At 46.6% G+C, this 17,670-nt stretch carries 12 protein-coding genes; 2 read left to right on the forward strand and 10 right to left on the reverse strand.

Annotated elements, in window-relative coordinates; all coding sequences use genetic code 11:
* The first annotated feature begins 11 nt into the window (after window positions 1-11).
* Complete coding sequence (locus tag AC1RNB_RS06205; RefSeq protein WP_493081641.1) at window positions 12-1,421, forward strand: alpha-L-fucosidase; 1,410 nt, start codon at window positions 12-14, stop codon at window positions 1,419-1,421.
* Window positions 1,422-1,659: 238 nt separating this feature from the next.
* Here the strand turns inward: AC1RNB_RS06205 and AC1RNB_RS06210 are convergent, their stop codons facing one another.
* The 4 genes from AC1RNB_RS06210 to AC1RNB_RS06225 form a co-directional block, all read right to left on the reverse strand.
* The gene (locus AC1RNB_RS06210; RefSeq protein ID WP_493081643.1) at window positions 1,660-2,838 is read right to left on the reverse strand and encodes a cation:proton antiporter domain-containing protein; all 1,179 of its coding nucleotides are present in this window, start codon (window positions 2,836-2,838) and stop codon (window positions 1,660-1,662) included.
* 181 nt (window positions 2,839-3,019) lie between these two features.
* Window positions 3,020-5,602 (reverse strand): cation-translocating P-type ATPase, encoded by a 2,583-nt coding sequence (locus tag AC1RNB_RS06215; protein WP_493081644.1) that lies wholly within the window; start codon window positions 5,600-5,602, stop codon window positions 3,020-3,022.
* 110 nt (window positions 5,603-5,712) lie between these two features.
* Window positions 5,713-6,453 carry an SDR family NAD(P)-dependent oxidoreductase gene (locus AC1RNB_RS06220; RefSeq protein ID WP_493081645.1) on the reverse strand — a complete coding sequence of 247 codons (741 nt, stop codon included), beginning with the start codon at window positions 6,451-6,453 and terminating at the stop codon, window positions 5,713-5,715.
* A 168-nt stretch (window positions 6,454-6,621) separates the two neighbouring features.
* Window positions 6,622-8,679 carry a tetratricopeptide repeat-containing sensor histidine kinase gene (locus tag AC1RNB_RS06225; RefSeq protein WP_493081647.1) on the reverse strand — a complete coding sequence of 686 codons (2,058 nt, stop codon included), beginning with the start codon at window positions 8,677-8,679 and terminating at the stop codon, window positions 6,622-6,624.
* A 215-nt stretch (window positions 8,680-8,894) separates the two neighbouring features.
* On the opposite strand from AC1RNB_RS06225, the gene AC1RNB_RS06230 reads away from it, so the two are divergent.
* Window positions 8,895-11,360, forward strand: a complete 2,466-nt coding sequence (locus AC1RNB_RS06230) for a TonB-dependent receptor (protein ID WP_493081649.1) — start codon at window positions 8,895-8,897, stop codon at window positions 11,358-11,360.
* A 104-nt stretch (window positions 11,361-11,464) separates the two neighbouring features.
* Here the strand turns inward: AC1RNB_RS06230 and hypE are convergent, their stop codons facing one another.
* From hypE to hypB, 6 genes are all read right to left on the reverse strand, one after another.
* On the reverse strand, window positions 11,465-12,484 hold the full coding sequence (gene hypE / locus AC1RNB_RS06235) for a hydrogenase expression/formation protein HypE (RefSeq protein ID WP_493081650.1): 1,020 nt from the start codon (window positions 12,482-12,484) through the stop codon (window positions 11,465-11,467).
* A 47-nt stretch (window positions 12,485-12,531) separates the two neighbouring features.
* Entirely contained in the window at window positions 12,532-13,647 is a 1,116-nt protein-coding gene (hypD, locus tag AC1RNB_RS06240) for a hydrogenase formation protein HypD (RefSeq protein WP_493081652.1), read from the reverse strand.
* A 166-nt stretch (window positions 13,648-13,813) separates the two neighbouring features.
* On the reverse strand, window positions 13,814-14,176 hold the full coding sequence (locus AC1RNB_RS06245; RefSeq protein WP_493081653.1) for a four helix bundle protein: 363 nt from the start codon (window positions 14,174-14,176) through the stop codon (window positions 13,814-13,816).
* A gap of 103 nt (window positions 14,177-14,279) precedes the next feature.
* Window positions 14,280-14,546 carry a HypC/HybG/HupF family hydrogenase formation chaperone gene (locus tag AC1RNB_RS06250; RefSeq protein WP_493081655.1) on the reverse strand — a complete coding sequence of 89 codons (267 nt, stop codon included), beginning with the start codon at window positions 14,544-14,546 and terminating at the stop codon, window positions 14,280-14,282.
* A gap of 21 nt (window positions 14,547-14,567) precedes the next feature.
* Window positions 14,568-16,913 carry a carbamoyltransferase HypF gene (gene hypF, locus AC1RNB_RS06255; protein WP_493081656.1) on the reverse strand — a complete coding sequence of 782 codons (2,346 nt, stop codon included), beginning with the start codon at window positions 16,911-16,913 and terminating at the stop codon, window positions 14,568-14,570.
* A 14-nt stretch (window positions 16,914-16,927) separates the two neighbouring features.
* Window positions 16,928-17,665 carry a hydrogenase nickel incorporation protein HypB gene (gene hypB / locus AC1RNB_RS06260; RefSeq protein ID WP_493081658.1) on the reverse strand — a complete coding sequence of 246 codons (738 nt, stop codon included), beginning with the start codon at window positions 17,663-17,665 and terminating at the stop codon, window positions 16,928-16,930.
* Window positions 17,666-17,670: the final 5 nt, after the last annotated feature.

A 17,670-nucleotide genomic window follows, 5' to 3' on the forward strand; every position in this document is an offset into this window, starting at 1 on the left:
ATCTTACCGGTATGAAAAACTTGCTTTGCCTACTACTTCTTTCACTGCAATTATCCGCACAGGAACATACCGCCAGTTACCGGTACCAGCCTCCTTCCGACCCGCAGGTTCGGGCCAAACTGGATAACTGGAAAAAGATCAAATTCGGTTTATTGATGCATTGGGGCACTTACAGCCAATGGGGCGTGGTAGAGAGCTGGAGTATTTGTCCGGAAGATGAGGACTGGACCAAACGCCGCGGTCCGTATGCGGCAGACTGGTACACCTACCTGAAAGCATATGAAAATCTGCAAACCAGTTTTAACCCTACCCGCTTCAACCCCGAACGCTGGGCCAATGCTGCCAAAGATGCGGGTATGAAATACGTGGTGTTCACTACCAAACACCATGATGGGTTCTGCATGTTCGACAGCCATGAAACAGACTATAAGATCACAGGAAGTAAATCTCCTTTCGCCGGTAATCCTAAAGCCAATGTGGCCAAAGAAGTATTCAGTGCTTTCCGGAAACAGGATTTTATGATCGGCGCTTATTTTTCCAAACCCGACTGGAATACCGATCATTACTGGTGGAAATACTTCCCACCCAAGAGCCGCAATGTTTCTTACGATCCCAAAAAATACCCGGAACGTTGGGAAGGGTTTAAAAACTTTACCTATAACCAGATCAAAGAGCTGATGAGTGAGTATGGCAAAATGGATATACTCTGGTTAGATGGTGGCTGGGTACGCCCCTTCAGCAGTATAGATACCACCGTAGAATGGCAACGCACCATTCCATATAACCAGGATATAGATATGGCTAAGATTGCCGCCATGAGCCGCAGTTACCAGCCAGGCTTACTGGTGGTTGACCGCACCGTACATGGTGAATATGAGAACTATGTTACCCCTGAACAGGCAGTACCGTCGGGGTATCTTCCTTATCCCTGGGAGAGTTGTATTACCATGGGTAATTCCTGGTCGTATGTGCCGAATGATACCTATAAGTCTTCCCGCAAAATCATTCACCTGCTAACAGATATCATCAGCAAAAACGGCAACCTCCTGCTCAACGTTGGCCCCGGCCCCGATGGCGAATGGGATCCGGTGGCGTATGAACGTTTACAACAGGTAGGTAAATGGATGAAACTAAATGGAGAAGCTGTTTATGATACCGAAGCCGATCCCTCTCTTCCCCGCCAGGGTAATTGGGTATTTACCCGCAAAGGCAAATATATATATGCTATCTACCAGCTGGGCGAAAAAGAAACGGCCAGCAGCCTGACACTGAAAGGTGATGTTTTTAAAAATGCCAAACAGATAAGTCTGCTGGGCAGCACGCAGAAAATACAATCTATGGTAACGGCCAATGAAGTAACCATCCGTTTTACACAAGCAGGAGATACCGAGGCGCTGGTGTTTAAACTGATAGTTGAATAATCAGAAGAATTAATATACTCACCCGGGACTAAAGTAAAGTCCCGGATTTTTCTTTAGCTCTTCTGTACCCATGCTCTGAAGAGCGTGGACAAAATCATATCAAGGAGATACTAACGGCTTCATAAGGTTGCAGGTTCTCGCTACCGGATGATTGCGGATAATTACCGGTTGTTTTTTTGTTGAGAAAAATAATCAGGTGCTGCAAAACCTATCTGACAGATGTATTATATACCCGATTTTACTCCTTTTGCTTTGCTCCTGATTGGGTTGTCATTAACCCCATCATCATTACCAATGCCGAAAGAATAACCACCTGAATAACCAACGATCTGTTCACCAATGGAATACTGCCGGAAGGTGAAATAGAGAGAAACAACAGAATCGTGATTAATCCACGCGGTGCAATAAACAGCAGTGGAGCCAGCTGAAGCCCGGATAACCTGAGTTGTACGGCACGTAACAGAAAAATGGCTGCAACAATCCCTATCGCCCAAATCAGGGTCTGGGTATTCAATAGTTCTGCGGTTTCAATCAGATAACCAAAAAGCAGAAAGAACAAAGCCCGTATCAGGAAAGCAGCTTCTGTGGTGATTTCCCTGAATTTATGCACTTCCCGGTTTAATGCCACCGGATTTAACTTCTGGATCCATTTGATATGATTTAGTTCATCCAGGTTACCGAGAAACAGGCCAAAGAGCAGGATAAAGATCAGTCCGGGTAAATGGTACACTTTTGATATCGCATAGATCAGGATCACCAGTAAAATAATAGGTGCAAACTTGATATGATGGTCAATCCGGCTCAGCAGCAAAGCCAAACCAATCGTGGCAATAAAAGAAACTGCTGCAATCAGTAATAGCTGTATAAAAAAACTGCCTACTGTATGCAGGTCAAAGAATTCATTCAATGCCACAAAATTGAAAAGCAGTACCCCCAGTATATCCGACAAGCTGCTTTCATAAATCACAAACTCTTTCGTATGCTGCCCAAGCGATTTTACACTGGGAATAGCAATAGCACTGCTGATAACACAGAGCGGAATAGCATTGGTTAAACTGTCTTTAAAACTGCCGCCTCCCACTTGCTGCAATACCCAGGCTAATCCAAAAGCCAGTGCCAGCATAGGAAACAATGCCACTGCAAAAGAGCGTCTGATCAATGGCATTTTGGTGGTATTGAATTCAAGCTCCAGCGAGCCTTCCAGTACAATCAATATCAAACCAACAGTACCCAGCACCGGCAGTACAGGACTAAGATCGGGCAGGGGAATATCCAACAGGTCTGTCAGTTTCCGTACAATAAAACCCAGCAAAAGCAGCAGAATAACCGAAGGTATTTTTGTTTTGGAGGAAGTAAAATCAAATAAATATGCGATCAGCAGTAAAACACAAAGAGTAATTATAATGGCACTGGTCATACGCAGATTTTTGATTGAGGATCTTTGTTAAAATACAAAACATACTGCAGCATGCTGAAAGGCAGTATGGGATTAACATATTTTTTCACTTTTAGCAACCCGGAATTGCCCTCATAAACATAGCAGATAAGTTTTACCATTTTTATGATGGGAAATACTATTACTAACTTAACGGATGAAGTTATCCCAATGCAGTTATATGATGCTTCCGTCTCACAAAAATTTTTTCCATTTCAACGCCCATCAACACTACCATGGAAGCCAGGCCTACAATGATAAACTCCCGCAGGTTCAACGATTCTGTCTGAAAAACGGCATGCATAAAAGGGGTATAGGTTACCCCCAGCTGCAGCAACAGGGTCAGCAATACCGATCCCAACAATGGTTTGTTGCTGAGCAGGCTTATCCGGAACGCCGACTGGTGTTGCGAACGGATGGCCACCACATGCGCCATCTGCGATAAACAGAGCACATTGAATACCATTGTTTGCCAATGCAACCCTTCTGCAATGGCCCATGCCTGTATGCCCAATGCCACGGCTGCCATCAGCATACCCACCCAGATCATATGCAGGCCCTGGCCATTGGCAAATACATTTTGTTTGGGCGGACGTGGCGGACGGTGCATGATATTTTTCTCCGCTTTCTCAAACGACAATGCGATAGCCGGTAACCCATCCGATACCAGGTTGATCCATAAAATATGGATGGGCAGTAAGGCAATGGGCAAACCGAGTATCGGTCCCATCAGCAGGGTCCATAACTCACCGGAATTGGTGGTCATCAGGTATTTGATGAACTTTAAAATATTATCATAGATCCTCCTGCCCTCTTTAATAGCTTTTACGATGGTAGAAAAATTATCATCCAGCAGAATCATGTGTGCCGCTTCTTTAGACACATCGGTGCCGGTAATACCCATGGCGATACCGATATTGGCCCGTTTGAGGGAAGGGGCATCATTCACTCCATCACCCGTCATGGCTACATAATGACCTTTTTCCTGCAGCATTTTTACGATCTGCAATTTCTGCTCGGGCGACACTCTTGCATAAACTTTGATCTGTTCCACTTTGGCAAAAAAATCGGTATGTTCCATAGCTGCTAACTCCATACCGGTAATCACCAGATCCTGTTCTGTTTGTACAATACCAATGCGCCGGGCAATGGTTTGGGCTGTCAGCGGATGATCGCCGGTGATCATTACAGGAACAATACCAGCGGTTTTGCATTGTGCTACGGCATCGTATACTTCTTCCCGGGGAGGGTCGATCATACCGGCCAGTCCGAGAAAATGCAGCTCCTGTTCCTGTGCCTCGCTGGTAGGGTTGGCCGGCAGTTGCTCCCAGTAACGGTACGCAAAGCCCAGAACCCGCAAACCACGGGTTGCCATCTCATCTACCTGTTGTTGTATTTTACCCGGATCTGTATTTCCGCAACGGGTAATCAAAATATCGGGTGCACCCTTGGTAAAAGAAATGATCCTGCCACTATGTTCATGAAAAGTGGTCATGAGTTTACGTTCCGAATCAAAAGCGATCTCTGCCACACGGGGCCAGACCGTAGGATGGATATAATGCTCATTCGACACTTCCATCAAAGCGATCTCTGTGCTATCTCCTATAATAACATCTCCATCTATACGTGCGTCGTTGTTAAGGGCAAACGCATGCAGCAGCAGTGAAATATCTTTCTCATGTTTCAGACCCGCCAGTTCATTTCTATCGTGCAGCCGGCCATTCACATATACCTGTTCGGTATGCATTTTGTTTTTGGTGAGGGTACCTGTTTTATCGGTGCAGATATAGGTAACCGAACCCAGGGTTTCTACCGTAGGCAGCTTGCGTATCAGGGTATGGAAGCGGATCAATCGTTTGGCTGCCAGCGCCAGTGAAATCGTAATTACAGCAGGCAATGCTTCCGGTATGGCAGCCACTGCCAGCGAAATACTGGTCATCACCATTTTTACCAGCCCCTCACCGCGCAACCAGCCCGCAATAAAAAAAAGTACACATAAAATGAGTACGATCACCGACAGCTTTTTCCCAAACAAAGCCATGCGTTGCTGCAGGGGCGTTTGCACTTCGGCTTCCTGCAGCATTTTGGCTATGCGGCCCAGTTCGGTTTGCATACCGGTGGCTATCACCATACCACAGCCCCTGCCATAGGTTACAAATGTGCCTTTGAAAGCCATGTTCAGCCGGTCGCCAAGGGGCAGATCATCAGTTTCTATAGGGGCTGCTATTTTTTCTACTGCCTGCGATTCGCCGGTTAGTGCCGCTTCTTCTATTTTCAGGTTGATGGATTCCATGATGCGGATATCGGCCGGTACCGCATTACCTGCTTCCAGCAATACCACATCACCGGGAACCAGTTCGGTAGCGGGTAAAGAGAGGATGGTTCCGTTACGCAGGGTTTTGGCCTGGGAGGTACTCATTTGCTTTAATGCCTGCATGGCTTTTTCGGCGCGGTATTCCTGAAAAAAACCGATCACGGCATTCAGCACCACAATTACAATGATCACAACTGTATCTGTAGCTTCTCCGATGATAGCCGAGATAACAGCAGCAGCCAGCAGAATCAAAATCATGACATCTGTAAACTGAGAGAGCAGGATACTGAGCGCAGTTTTTTTTCTGGCTTCTTCTAACTGGTTAGGACCGGTTTCCAACAGTTTCTCTTCTGCCTGCATAGAACTCAGTCCACCGGATGCCGAGCCCAGTAGTTCAAAAACAGCGTCGATACCAAGGCGGTGCCAATTCATGGGTTGGGCTTTGCCTGAAGTTACGGAAGAATCGGGAGGCATGGTACGGTAGCGTATGAAGAAATGAGAAGAAGCCCAGGGGGTATACGGCAGCCGTTTCCCGGAAATAATTACCTCGCCAGATAGCCCCCATCAATCGGATAATAACTGCCTGTAACAAAAGAAGCTTTTTCACTGCTTAACCAGAGAACCAGTTCTGCTACTTCTTCGCTTTTGCCGAGGCGGCCAATGGGATGCAGGGCAACCAGTTGGTTCTTTATCCCGGCATCCAGTCCGCTTAACAGGGGGGTATCTATAAAACCGGGACCTACTGCATTTATTCGGATGTTTTTTGCAGAGTATTCCAGCGCTGCGGTTTGTGTAAGCCCTACCACACCATGTTTGGCAGCAGTATAAGCAGCAGAGCCGGCAAAACCTACTGAACCTAAAATTGACGAAATGTTTACAATACTTCCACCGCCATGCTGTAAAAGGGAGGCTATCTGGTACTTCATTCCGTAAAAAAGACTGTTCAGGTTAATGGCAATAACTTTTTGCCATCCTTCAATACTCATATCGGCAATCGGATTTATTTCGCCACCAATGCCTGCATTGTTTACGGCAATATCTAACCGGCCATAGGTGCTAACTGCAAAATTAACCAGTGCCTCCATTTCTGCAGGTTGCGAAACATCTGTTTTACAGAAACTTGCCTTACCACCTGCCAAAGTAATCTCTTTAACAACCGCTTCTCCTTCGGCTGATGCTATATCTGATACAACCACATGGGCACCTTCTGCTGCAAACAGGATGGCGATGGCTTTGCCAATGCCAGATGCCGCTCCGGTTACAATCACTGTTTTGTTTTTCATAGGGAAGTGATTTTATTATTATCCAAGGTCAATTCATTTTTGCCAACCGCATTACATCATTGAGAGAGCTGGTTACATGTTTCACACCTGTTACCAATAAAACAATAGCCAGTATGTGAAATTACCCATTATTTTTTGTAAGCTGTTACCATATAAACAACATCGCATTTAAGAGAGAGGCAGTGCTACATAAAAAACCGAACCCTTGCCAGGTTCGCTCTCTACCCAGATGCGGCCACCCATAGATGTTACTATCTGTTGGCAGATAGAAAGGCCCAGTCCAAAACTTTTTTCCCCGGCGGTTCCTGCACGTTGTAAGGAACTGAAACGATCGAATACCTGGGGCAGATCTTCCGCACTTATGCCAATACCTGCATCTCGTACAATGATCAATATTTCATTACCCGCCTGTTGTAAACTAATATGGGTAGTAGCGCCTGCCGGACTGAACTTAACCGCATTCACCAGTAAATTATTTACCACCCGCTCCACCTGGTTGGGATGAGTCAATAACATAACAGGTTGTGGTGGCAGGTGTAGTTGTAATTGTTGTTTTTTTTCTTCGGCTTTAAACTGCGCCAGTTGCACTACCTGCTGTAAAAGCAGGCCCATATCGGTCATGATGCGGTCGGCGGCAGACAGCGTTGGTGTTTCGCTGTTCAGCAGGTCCTGTATCAGTGCGGTAGCACTATTACTCGCTTTGGCAATGGTTTGTACATAGGTTCTGCCTTCTTCGGTTACCATATTACCACTCAGCATCAGCTGGCTTAAGGAACCTATACCGCCAATGGGGTTACGCAGATCATGCGCCACTACGCGCAGTATCCGGTCTTTTTCTTCGTTGGCCTGCTCCAGTGCCTGTTTTTGACCCGAGATTTCCTGATTGAATTGTATCAACTGCGCTGCTTTCTTTTTACTAGATCGGTACAGCGAGTATATCAGTACCAGAATAATGATGATCAGTACCGAAAGTGCCACCAATACCGCCAGATAAGTTCTATTCAACTCATTATTCTTCTGCAACAGGTCAATCTCAAACTGCTGTTGTTTGTCTTTGAGTTCTTTGCTGATATCTGTCTGCAACAGCCATTTCTGCTGTTCGGCAGCAGAATCTTTTCTGTTCATATAGCTGGTTACATACCGGAGTGCCTGGGCAGCATCTCCTTTTTTGTTATAGTATTCATACATCAACCGTTCATAGTCCATCCTGATCTCGGCAGAAGGTCGGGTTGTATCCAGCGAAGCAGACAGGCTTTGCAGGGTTTGCTGCATGCCGACAAGATTGTTTTGTGAGAGATAGACCTCGGAGAGCTGCAGCATACATAACTGCATATCATCTATAACAAAACCCTTGCTTGCCTGCAGATCAATGGCGCGGCGGTAGAGAAAAACAGCCGAATCTTTATTGCCTTTTGCGGCATGTACTTTGGCCATATTACCATAAATCACACCTAAGGCGGCGGCATAGCGGTTAAGGCTGTTAGCACTGTCAATAGCCAGCTGGTGGGGATTCTGTGCTACCAGTGCCAGGGCCTGCCGGTAATACAGCATGGCACTGTCGTGCTTTTGCTGTTTGGTATAACAGAGGCCAATATTATCGAGTACTTCCTGTTTTTTGTTATTGATGTAAGGAATGATCTTTTCGCAGGAGTCGATATACTGCAGGGATTCTTTAAAATACTGCCCCGAAGCCGCCCATTGCTGTTGGCGGTACAGGATCATGGCAATGGTATAGGGTACCCGCATTTTACGGCATACATCATTACTGTTGCGGGCCAGTTGTATCGCTTCAAAAAAGTCGTTATAAGATTCTGCGTATTTTTTCAGGTGAAATTTCACATCCCCCCTTCCCATCAGCGTACTCGACAGAAAATCTGTTAAACCCGCATCCTTTGGGTAATGCCGTAACAGGTTTACGAGCGAGTCCATATACAACATCTGTAACTGCGTTTTGCCCATGATGCCATTTACATAGGCCGCAGTACTGTAATAGCGGGTGTATTCGTATACCGTATGTTCCGTTTTGGTCTGAAACATCGAATCCACATAGTGCATGGCTTTTATCACCTGGCCGCTTTCAAACTCATTACCTTTTACCCGTAACAGGCTATCGGCCGCAGCTGCCGTACCAATGGGCAGTTTGCCTTGTTGCTCACATCCGCCTGCATACAAACAAGCACCCATGAGTAGGCATGCGTTCCTGAAAAATAACAGCAGCTGGTACATGGTTGGCGGGGTGATTAGGATAACTAAGGTAAAACGGAAAAAGGAATCTGCATAAGGTAGGGGAAAACAGGGAGGTTTTACTTAAAATGTAAAATTACAATTTCTTCAAGGGTAAGATGGTCATCAGGTAAAAGGCACATAGGTTCAAACCAAAACCTCCTTTTTTTGTTTAATGGGGTAAAGCATCAGAATTTTATACCCTAAACAGATCGGTTATGTTACCAGGAAGCGTGTTGTTACGTTTATCATTATTAATCAGCTGTAGTTTTGCCACCCTGATTACCCTTGCCCAGAACAATGGCCGGATCTCCGGTACGGTACTCGATAAAACCACCCAAAAAGCCATTGCCAATGCCACGGTTCGGGTAAAAGGGAGTACCAAAGCGGCTATTACCGATACCAATGGTGTGTTCCGCATCACGGATATACCGGTTAAAACCTATTCGGTGGAGATTAGCATTACGGGATACCAGACAACTACTTTATACAATATCATCCTGAACGCCGGTAATGAGTATACGGTAACTATAGAAATGGAACCGCAGGTAAGCGAACTCACGGCCGTAGTGGTCAGCAATAACCGCCGAACCGCCAAAGCGGCTACGCTGGAGAGTCCGTTAAGTGTACAACGCTTAACACTGGAAGAGATCCGCAGCAATCCCGGCGGTAATTTCGATATCAGTAAAGCCATACAGGCATTACCCGGTGTGGGTGGTGGCGCCGAGGGAGGCAGTTTCCGAAATGATATCATCATCCGTGGTGGTGCACCCAACGAAAATGTGTATTATTTAGATGGGATCGAGATTCCCGTATTAAACCACTTTCAAACTCAGGGCAGCTCCGGCGGACCGCAGGGCATGCTCAATATTTCTTTTATTGAAGAGGTGAAACTGAGTTCTTCCGCTTTTGATGCGCGGTACGATAACGCGTTGAGCTCCGTATTCCAGTTTAAACAGCGCAACGGTAACGCCAACAAATTCCAGGGCAATGCCCGCATCAGTGCCACCGATGTATCCGCTACACTGGAAGGACCGATGTCGAAAGATAAAAAAACCACTTTCCTCGCTTCGGCCAGGCGCTCGTATTTACAGTTATTGTTTTCTGCCATCGATCTGCCCATCCGCCCCAATTACTGGGATTTTCAGACCAAGATCACCCGCCAGCTCAACCCCAAAACCACTTTGTCGTTCATGGCTCTCGGTGCCATCGATGAATTCAGTCTCGCCCCCATCAAAAAAGCAACACCTGAAAAATTATATATCATCAATGCCAACCCTACCATTAACCAGTGGAACTATACTTTTGGCCTGAGTCTGAAAAAATTGGTGAAGAACGGATATGTGAACTGGGCACTCAGCCGCAATGCGTTTGATAATGCGATCCAGTCATACGAAGACAATACCACCAAACTCCCCTCCCAGCTCACACTCGATTACACTTCGCGCGAAACGGAGAACAAACTGCGGGTAGATGTCAACAAAAATATCAATGGCTGGAAGATCAGTTACGGCGCTTCGCTGCAGTATGTGCAATACCAGAACCGCTCTTTCACGATGATCAGGAAAGAGCTGAAAGACAGTGCCGGCAATATTATTCAGCCTGCTACTACGGTCAACTTCAACAGCCCATTGGCTAATCTGTGGCGCTATGGTGCATTTATGCAGGGGGGTAAACGTTTCTTTGACAACCGGTTGGGCGTAAGCGGTGGTTTGCGTACGGATATGAATAGTTTTACAACAGATGGCAACAACCCTTTACAAACTTTATCGCCCCGCATCTCGTTCAGTTATGTACTGGCTGATAAATGGACGGCGAACGTTTCTGTAGGCCGATACTATAAATTACCCCCCTACACTATTCTCGGTTTTGCCAACAACAGCGGTTTACTGGTAAACAAAAACAGTAAATACCAGCGCAGTGATCATTATGTAGCAGGAATAGAATATTTGCCCAACGATGGTTTTCGGATCACTGCAGAAGGTTTCTTTAAATTCTACGACCAGGTACCGGTATCGGTTCGTAACGGCATTTCGCTCGCCAACCTCGGAAGTAACTTTGATGTACTCGGTAATGAAGCCGTAACCACCAATGGCAAGGGCAAAGCATGGGGTATGGAATTGTTTGCGCAGAAAAAACTGACCGAACGGTTCTTTGGTATTTTCTCCTACACGTACTACCGCAGTAAGTACAGCGGCAACAATGGTTACTCTTTGCCCAGCAGTTGGGACAATACGCATTTACTGAGTATTACCTGGGGTTACAAGTTCAAACGCAACTGGGAGCTCGGTATGAAATTCCGTTACCAGGGTGGCGCACCGTATACGCCTTTCGATATGATCGCTTCCAAAACCAATTATCTCTCACTGGGACGTGGCTTATTGGATTATACACAGGTAAACAGCCAGCGCCTCCGCGCTTTCCATTCCGGCGATCTGCGCATCGATAAAAAATGGAATTTCAGAAAAACCACCATCGATCTCTTCCTTGATATCACCAATTTTTACCGGGCACGCAACCAGGGAACACCCAACTATACGTTTAAACGCAATGCAGACAATACCGCTTTTCTTACCACCGATGGAAGAGCGCTCAAAGCAGATGGCAGTAATGCCATTCCTTTATTGTTACTGAATGATGAAGTGAGTTTTACACCTTCGGTGGGATTCATTATAGAATTCTAACTTCTCTCTGTACATCCCTGTATCTCCCCATCTCTGTTTTGAAAAAGATTTGTAGTTTTTTTCAACACAGAGACGCAGAGGGCGCGGAGGTACACAGAGATAGCTTAACAGATCCGCGGCAACTGCTCTCCGGTAAGGTAACCCACTACCCTGTGTCCGCCGATGCGGCTTTTGAGCATTACTTTACCCGCATGGTTTTCCGTTACTTCACCAATAATAGCGGCATTTACGCCATTGGGATCTGCATGTAACAAGGATAGGGCCAGGTCTGCCCGTTCTGGCGAAACAACGGCTACAAAAGAACCTTCATTGGCCACATACAAAGGATCAAGGCCCAGCATTTCGCAGGCACCTTCTACCTGTTCGTCAATGGGTAATGTATCCTGCTCAATCACAAAACCCAGTTTACGGATCTCGGCCAGTTCGTTCAGCACCGATGCCAGTCCGCCACGCGTAGGATCGCGCATGAATTTGATATCGGTACCCAGCACATCCAGTAGTGATCGTACGGTATGATTCAGGTTAACAGTATCACTCACAATATCTGTTTCAAAAGAAAGTCCTTCCCGTTTGCTCATGATGGCAATACCATGCTGCGCCAGGTTACCACTGATAATAATCTTATCACCCACCATTATGTTCTTATGATGAATTTGTGCATTCGGATGTATAATGCCAACACCGGAGGTATTGATAAAGAGCTGGTCGCCCTTTCCTTTTTCCACTACTTTGGTATCGCCGGTAACAATTTTTACACCGGTTTTCTGTACCGCATATTTGATACCCGTTAATACTTCCCAGAAGGCTTTCATGGATAAACCTTCCTCAATAATAAAAGCCAGCGACAGGTACTGCGCGTTGGCCCCACACATGGCCAGGTCGTTCACGGTTCCGTTCACCGCCAGCTCGCCAATATTGCCGCCCGGGAAAAAGATGGGCGAAACCACATAACTATCTGTACTGAAAGCTGTTCGGCCATTCAGCTCAAAACTGGCACCATCATGTTGCTGATCCAGTAGTTCGTTTTTGAGGATATCGAATACACCGCTCTGTAATAAACGGTGCGTAAGCAGTCCCCCGCTGCCATGCCCCATCGTAATCACGTCAAAATCGAATTTGGGCATGGGGCATTGTAACTGAAATTGGGAAATATCAGACACGGTCATTTTTTTTAAGATGAAATTTTCGCTGTTTCCGGTTCGTCGGAAAAACTGTATTGATAATACGCGGCACAGGCACCCTCACTACTCACCATCGGCGCTCCGAGTGGGTGTTCGGGTTTGCACTTGGTTCCGAAATTAGGGCATTGACGGGGTTTCTTCAATCCCTTCATGATATCGCCGCTGATACATTCCTTGTTCTCTTCAGCCAGCGGAATATCAATGGCAAATTTGAGACGCGAATTATACTGGCGGTAACGTTCATTCACTTCATAGCCGCTCTGTGGTATGGAGCCAATACCGCGCCATACCCGATCGCTTACGGCAAATACTTTCTGAATCGTATCCTGTGCCATACGATTACCCTCGCGCTGCACACTGCGGGCATATTGGTTCTCTACCTTGTACTCTCCTTTTTCAAGCTGCCGTACAGCCATTACAATACCCTGCAACAGATCAACCGGTTCAAACCCCGTTACCACAATCGGGATCCGGTATTTTTCGGCCACAGGATAATATTCTTCCATACCCATAATGGTGCATACATGTCCTGCCGCGAGAAAAGAATCGATCTGGTTCTCTTCATCGCTCAAAATCGCTTCCATGGCCGGCGGTACCAGCACATGCGAAGCAAGAATACTGTAATTCATCACCCCCTGGTTATCGGCATGCACCACACTTAAGGCATTGGCCGGCGCCGTGGTTTCAAAACCCACCGCAAAAAACACAACTTCCTTACCGGGATTGTTTTTCGCCAGTTCCACCGCTTCCAGCGGCGAATATAAAATACGTACATCGGCCCCTTCGGCTTTTGCTTCCAGCAAACTTTTGGTACTGCCCGGCACCCGTAACATATCCCCAAAAGAACAAAGGATCACATTCGGCTGCTGCGCGAGGTAAATGGCTTCATCAATCACACTCACACTGGTCACACATACCGGACAACCCGGCCCATGCACCATCGTGATCTGTTCGGGCAACATATCCAGAATCCCGTTTTTCACCAAACTATGCGTTTGCCCGCCACAGATCTCCATCAGTGTCCAGGGTTTTGTGGTGATGTTGTGTAGTTCTTCCACGTATTCCTTCACCAGTTGGGGATCGCGGTATTCGGAGAGGTATTTCATAATGATAGAATGATAGGATGATAGAATGATAGAATGTTTTGGTTGGTGGGCAGAGGGGGAGCAGTTTTCTTAGTGGAAAAATGAAGTGAATGTAGCGGATAGTAATATTTGAAGAAGTATTTCATTATGATAAAATGATAAGATGATAGAATATCTTGTTTTGCACTCAGGTAGAAAGTGTTTTCCTTGCCTTGGAAACGACTCTCAGGATTTCAGTTACTTCTATTTGTAAGGTTTTTAGTTCAGGTTTTGTATAGATCTTCGACTCTTCTATTAATTCAAGCCAGAATAATGTTTCGTCACACTCTTCAATTACGATACTGATTTTAGCAAAGAACTCCTGTTGAGACCTTGCTCTGCAGGCAGCCCGGTAATTAGCCGCAGTGGAAGAGGCACTTCTCACCAGCTGCTTCCCCATCACCCGCGCTTCGTCTGTGTTCGGGAGCAATTGAAACAAACGGATAGCATGAATAGCCATTTGTTTTGTCCGTTTCTTAAAAACTTCAATGAACAACGATTTCTCCGTCATAAAAAAACATTTCCACTAAACTAACAAACCAAAACTCTCCCCGTTAGTAGAAATATTTCTATCACCCCCCCTCATCAAATCATTCTATCATTCTATCATCCTATCATTCTATCATTCTATCATTATCTTCCAACTCCTCCACCTCCCCCATCTGCTTCAGATAACTAAATGTTTTCTGAGCCTCTTCTTCGTCAACAATATTGATGGCTACACCAACGTGCACGAGTACAAAATCACCGATTTTGGCTTCGGGTACCATGAAGAGATTGATCTCTTTGATGATGCCGCCGAAAGAAACTTTTCCTTTTCTGAAAGTGGTATCCAGTTCTTCGGTAATGGCGGTGATCTTTCCGGGTATGGCTAAACACATGGTGATAATTTTTAGGGTTCGTTATTGCACCTGCATCAGCGGTGCGATGATATGGTCAAATCTTTTTTTTTGCGCTTCCATACTGGTAGGCGGCCGGCTGCCAAAATGGGCATACCAGGCCAGTTGCCCCAGGCTGATACATTCATCATTCGGACTCACCTGGTGATGAAAATAGAGTTTCCTTTTGTGCTGCAACAGTTCAATGATCATGTCTACCAGCAATGCATTCTGGAATACACCGCCGCTGAAAGCCAGCTTGTCAATATCGTAGTAAGAGCTCATGTAGGCAATGGCTTTGGCCAGCGAGTAAAAGAATTTCCAGGCAATCATGTCGTTAGGTTCTTTGTGCTGCCAGTCTTCTAGTAATTCATTGATCAACTGCTGCCAGTTCCACACACCTTCTGTTAAAGGCATACTATAAGAATCGTAGGAATGATAGGTGCAGCTTTGCGCCAATGCTTCCAGTTTCATAGCAGCTTCGCCTTCGTAACTGTTTTTGGATACGAGCCCGAGTAAACAGGCTACGGCATCTATCAGCCGGCCCATACTGCTGGTTTGCAGGCGGGCGGGCTGTTGCAGCAGTTGCTGGTAATACACCCACTCTTTCTCTGTAAATAGTTCTTTTAATCTGTTGGCGGCAGTGGTGGTTCCCAGTAAACTCAAGGCACTCAGTCTCGGCTCCTGGCTCATTTTATCTGCCAGCAGTTGCGGAAAATAAGCAAGATGCACCATGCGGTTGATCTCACCCTGATCATACAGAAATACTTCACCACCCCAGATCTGTGCATCGTTACCATAACCGGTACCATCCCAGACAATACCAAGTACAGGTTTTTTCTGTGCAAACAGATCGTGTTCGGCCATTACGGCGGCAAAATGTGCTTCGTGGTGCTGCACTTCGGTAAAAGAGCAGGCATCGGTAGCAGCCAGATCACGCCCCCGCTGCGATACATGGTAACGCGGATGTTTATCGGCCACAATATGTTTGGGTGTAAAGCGTAGCAGCCTGCTTACCTGCTGCAAAGATTTTTCATAACTCTCCTGCGACTCCACCGATTGCTGATCGCCCAGGTACTGGCTGATGAATAAACGGTTGCCATGCGAAACGGCAAATGCACTTTTTAATTCCGCTCCCATAGCCAGCGTATCGTTGGGCAGGTTACTGAATGGCAGTGGATAATAATTGGGGGCCATTCCGCGACTGCGCCTGAGAATGATTTTTTGTCCGCGGCTGCTGAACTGCAGCACACTATCATCCTGCGGTGCTACGATTTCCCTGTCGTACGTAAGAATATAGTCGGCAATGGCCGGTAACCAATGCAAGGCTTCTGCATCTTCATAAATCATGGGGGAACCGCTCAGGTTGGCGCTGGTGGCCACCAGTGGTTTCCCGAACTGCTGTGCTATCAGTTCCAGCAAAGGAGAGGATGGTAACATGGCACCGATCTGCTGCAATCCCGGTGCTATCTGTTGCACCACGATGGCGTTTTCAGGATATGGTTTCAGCTTACAGAGAACAATCGGTGCGGTTTTGTCTTTGAGTGCCCTGATCTCTATGGCACGCAGTTTCACATCTGCCTGCAGCATTTCCAGGTCGGCATATAAGAGGGCAAAAGGTTTGGATAGACGGTGTTTGCGCTCACGCAGTAATAGTATCGAACCAGCGTTGGTAGCATCGCACAACAACAGATAACCACCCGTATTTTTAACAGCAACGATTTTACCTTGTTGTAACCATTGATTCACCATGGCCAGCTGGGCTGCTGCCTGCTCCGCCTTGATCTCCTGCCGGTAGCCGTCATACAAATGCATGGTGATCCGGCAATCCGGGCAACTGTTGGTCTGGCTGTGGTGACGGATATCCGCCACATTTTCATATTCCTGTTTACAGCTGCTGCATTGCTGTAAGAATTCCATGGTGGTATGCCGGCGATCGTAGGGTAAAGCGGTGGTAATAGAATACCGCGGACCGCAGTTTACACAGGTAGTAAAAGGATACCGGTATCTTTTGTTGGCAGGATCATTCAGCTCGCGGCGACAATCATCACAAAGCGAGAGATCGGGCGTAATAAGCAGATCCACTTCCCCACTATCCTCACTCATATCAATCATAAAACCATCCGCGAGGGTTCCTTCATACGGACAGATATGGTAATCTGTGATGATGGCCTGCACCGGCGGTTGCTGTATCAGTGCATCATAAAAAGCCTGTACGGCAGTTTGGGTGCCGCTGCAGTAAATATGTACGCCGTCAGCGCCATTACTCACCCTTCCGTTCAGCTGGTGCTGTACGGCCAGTTTGTGTACATAAGGCCTGAAACCCACGCCCTGTACCATTCCCGTAATATGTATCTGATACGCAGGCATTGATTATGCGGGGGTTAAACAGGTTGTAAAACTTTTGCTTTCAGCCAGTCGTACCATTGGCTCATGCCTTCGCCGGTGGTGCAGCTGAGTTCGATGATCTCTAATTTGGGGTTTACTTTCCGGGCATATTCTTTGGCTTTTTCTACATCAAACTTCACATAAGGTAGTAAATCAATTTTATTGATGATGCACAAAGTGGATGAGTGGAACATATCCGGGTACTTCAGCGGTTTATCATCGCCTTCGGTTACACTGATCACTACGGCACGTTCCTGCTCGCCCAGGTCGAACATGGCTGGGCAAACCAGGTTGCCTACATTCTCTATAAACAATACAGAATCGGGCTGCAGTTTCATTCCCTGTACAGCATGTAATACCATATGGGCATCCAGGTGACAGCCTTTACCGGTATTGATCTGTGTTACTTTGGTACCGGTGGCATGAATACGGTCCGCATCGTTGGTGGTCTGCTGGTCACCTTCAATCACAGCAAAGTTTAGTGCTGATTTCAGATCGGTCAGCGTTCGTTCCAGTAAACTGGTTTTACCCGAACCGGGTGAACTGACGAGGTTGATGGCGAGGATATTTCTTCCTTCAAAAAAACCGCGGTTGCGCTGGGCCAGTAGGTTATTCTCCTGCAGGATATCCTGCTCTACCTCCACTACTTTTTTCCCTTTTCCCGGCTGCAGGGAATGATCATGCGAATGATCGTGCTCGTGAGAGTTGGGGCCACAGCCACAGGTTGCACACATAAGAT

It is taken from the genome of Sediminibacterium sp. GW821-FHT12F12, assembly GCF_058806635.1.

Coding starts and splice junctions, on each gene's coding strand:
- AC1RNB_RS06205 (WP_493081641.1), top strand. CDS start 12: ATGAAAAACTTGCTTTGCCTACTACTTCTTTCACTGCAATTATCCGCA.
- AC1RNB_RS06210 (WP_493081643.1), bottom strand. CDS start 2,838: ATGACCAGTGCCATTATAATTACTCTTTGTGTTTTACTGCTGATCGCA.
- AC1RNB_RS06215 (WP_493081644.1), bottom strand. CDS start 5,602: ATGAATTGGCACCGCCTTGGTATCGACGCTGTTTTTGAACTACTGGGC.
- AC1RNB_RS06220 (WP_493081645.1), bottom strand. CDS start 6,453: ATGAAAAACAAAACAGTGATTGTAACCGGAGCGGCATCTGGCATTGGC.
- AC1RNB_RS06225 (WP_493081647.1), bottom strand. CDS start 8,679: ATGTACCAGCTGCTGTTATTTTTCAGGAACGCATGCCTACTCATGGGT.
- AC1RNB_RS06230 (WP_493081649.1), top strand. CDS start 8,895: ATGTTACCAGGAAGCGTGTTGTTACGTTTATCATTATTAATCAGCTGT.
- hypE (WP_493081650.1), bottom strand. CDS start 12,484: ATGCCCAAATTCGATTTTGACGTGATTACGATGGGGCATGGCAGCGGG.
- hypD (WP_493081652.1), bottom strand. CDS start 13,647: ATGAAATACCTCTCCGAATACCGCGATCCCCAACTGGTGAAGGAATAC.
- AC1RNB_RS06245 (WP_493081653.1), bottom strand. CDS start 14,176: ATGACGGAGAAATCGTTGTTCATTGAAGTTTTTAAGAAACGGACAAAA.
- AC1RNB_RS06250 (WP_493081655.1), bottom strand. CDS start 14,546: ATGTGTTTAGCCATACCCGGAAAGATCACCGCCATTACCGAAGAACTG.
- hypF (WP_493081656.1), bottom strand. CDS start 16,913: ATGCCTGCGTATCAGATACATATTACGGGAATGGTACAGGGCGTGGGT.
- hypB (WP_493081658.1), bottom strand. CDS start 17,665: ATGTGTGCAACCTGTGGCTGTGGCCCCAACTCTCACGAGCACGATCAT.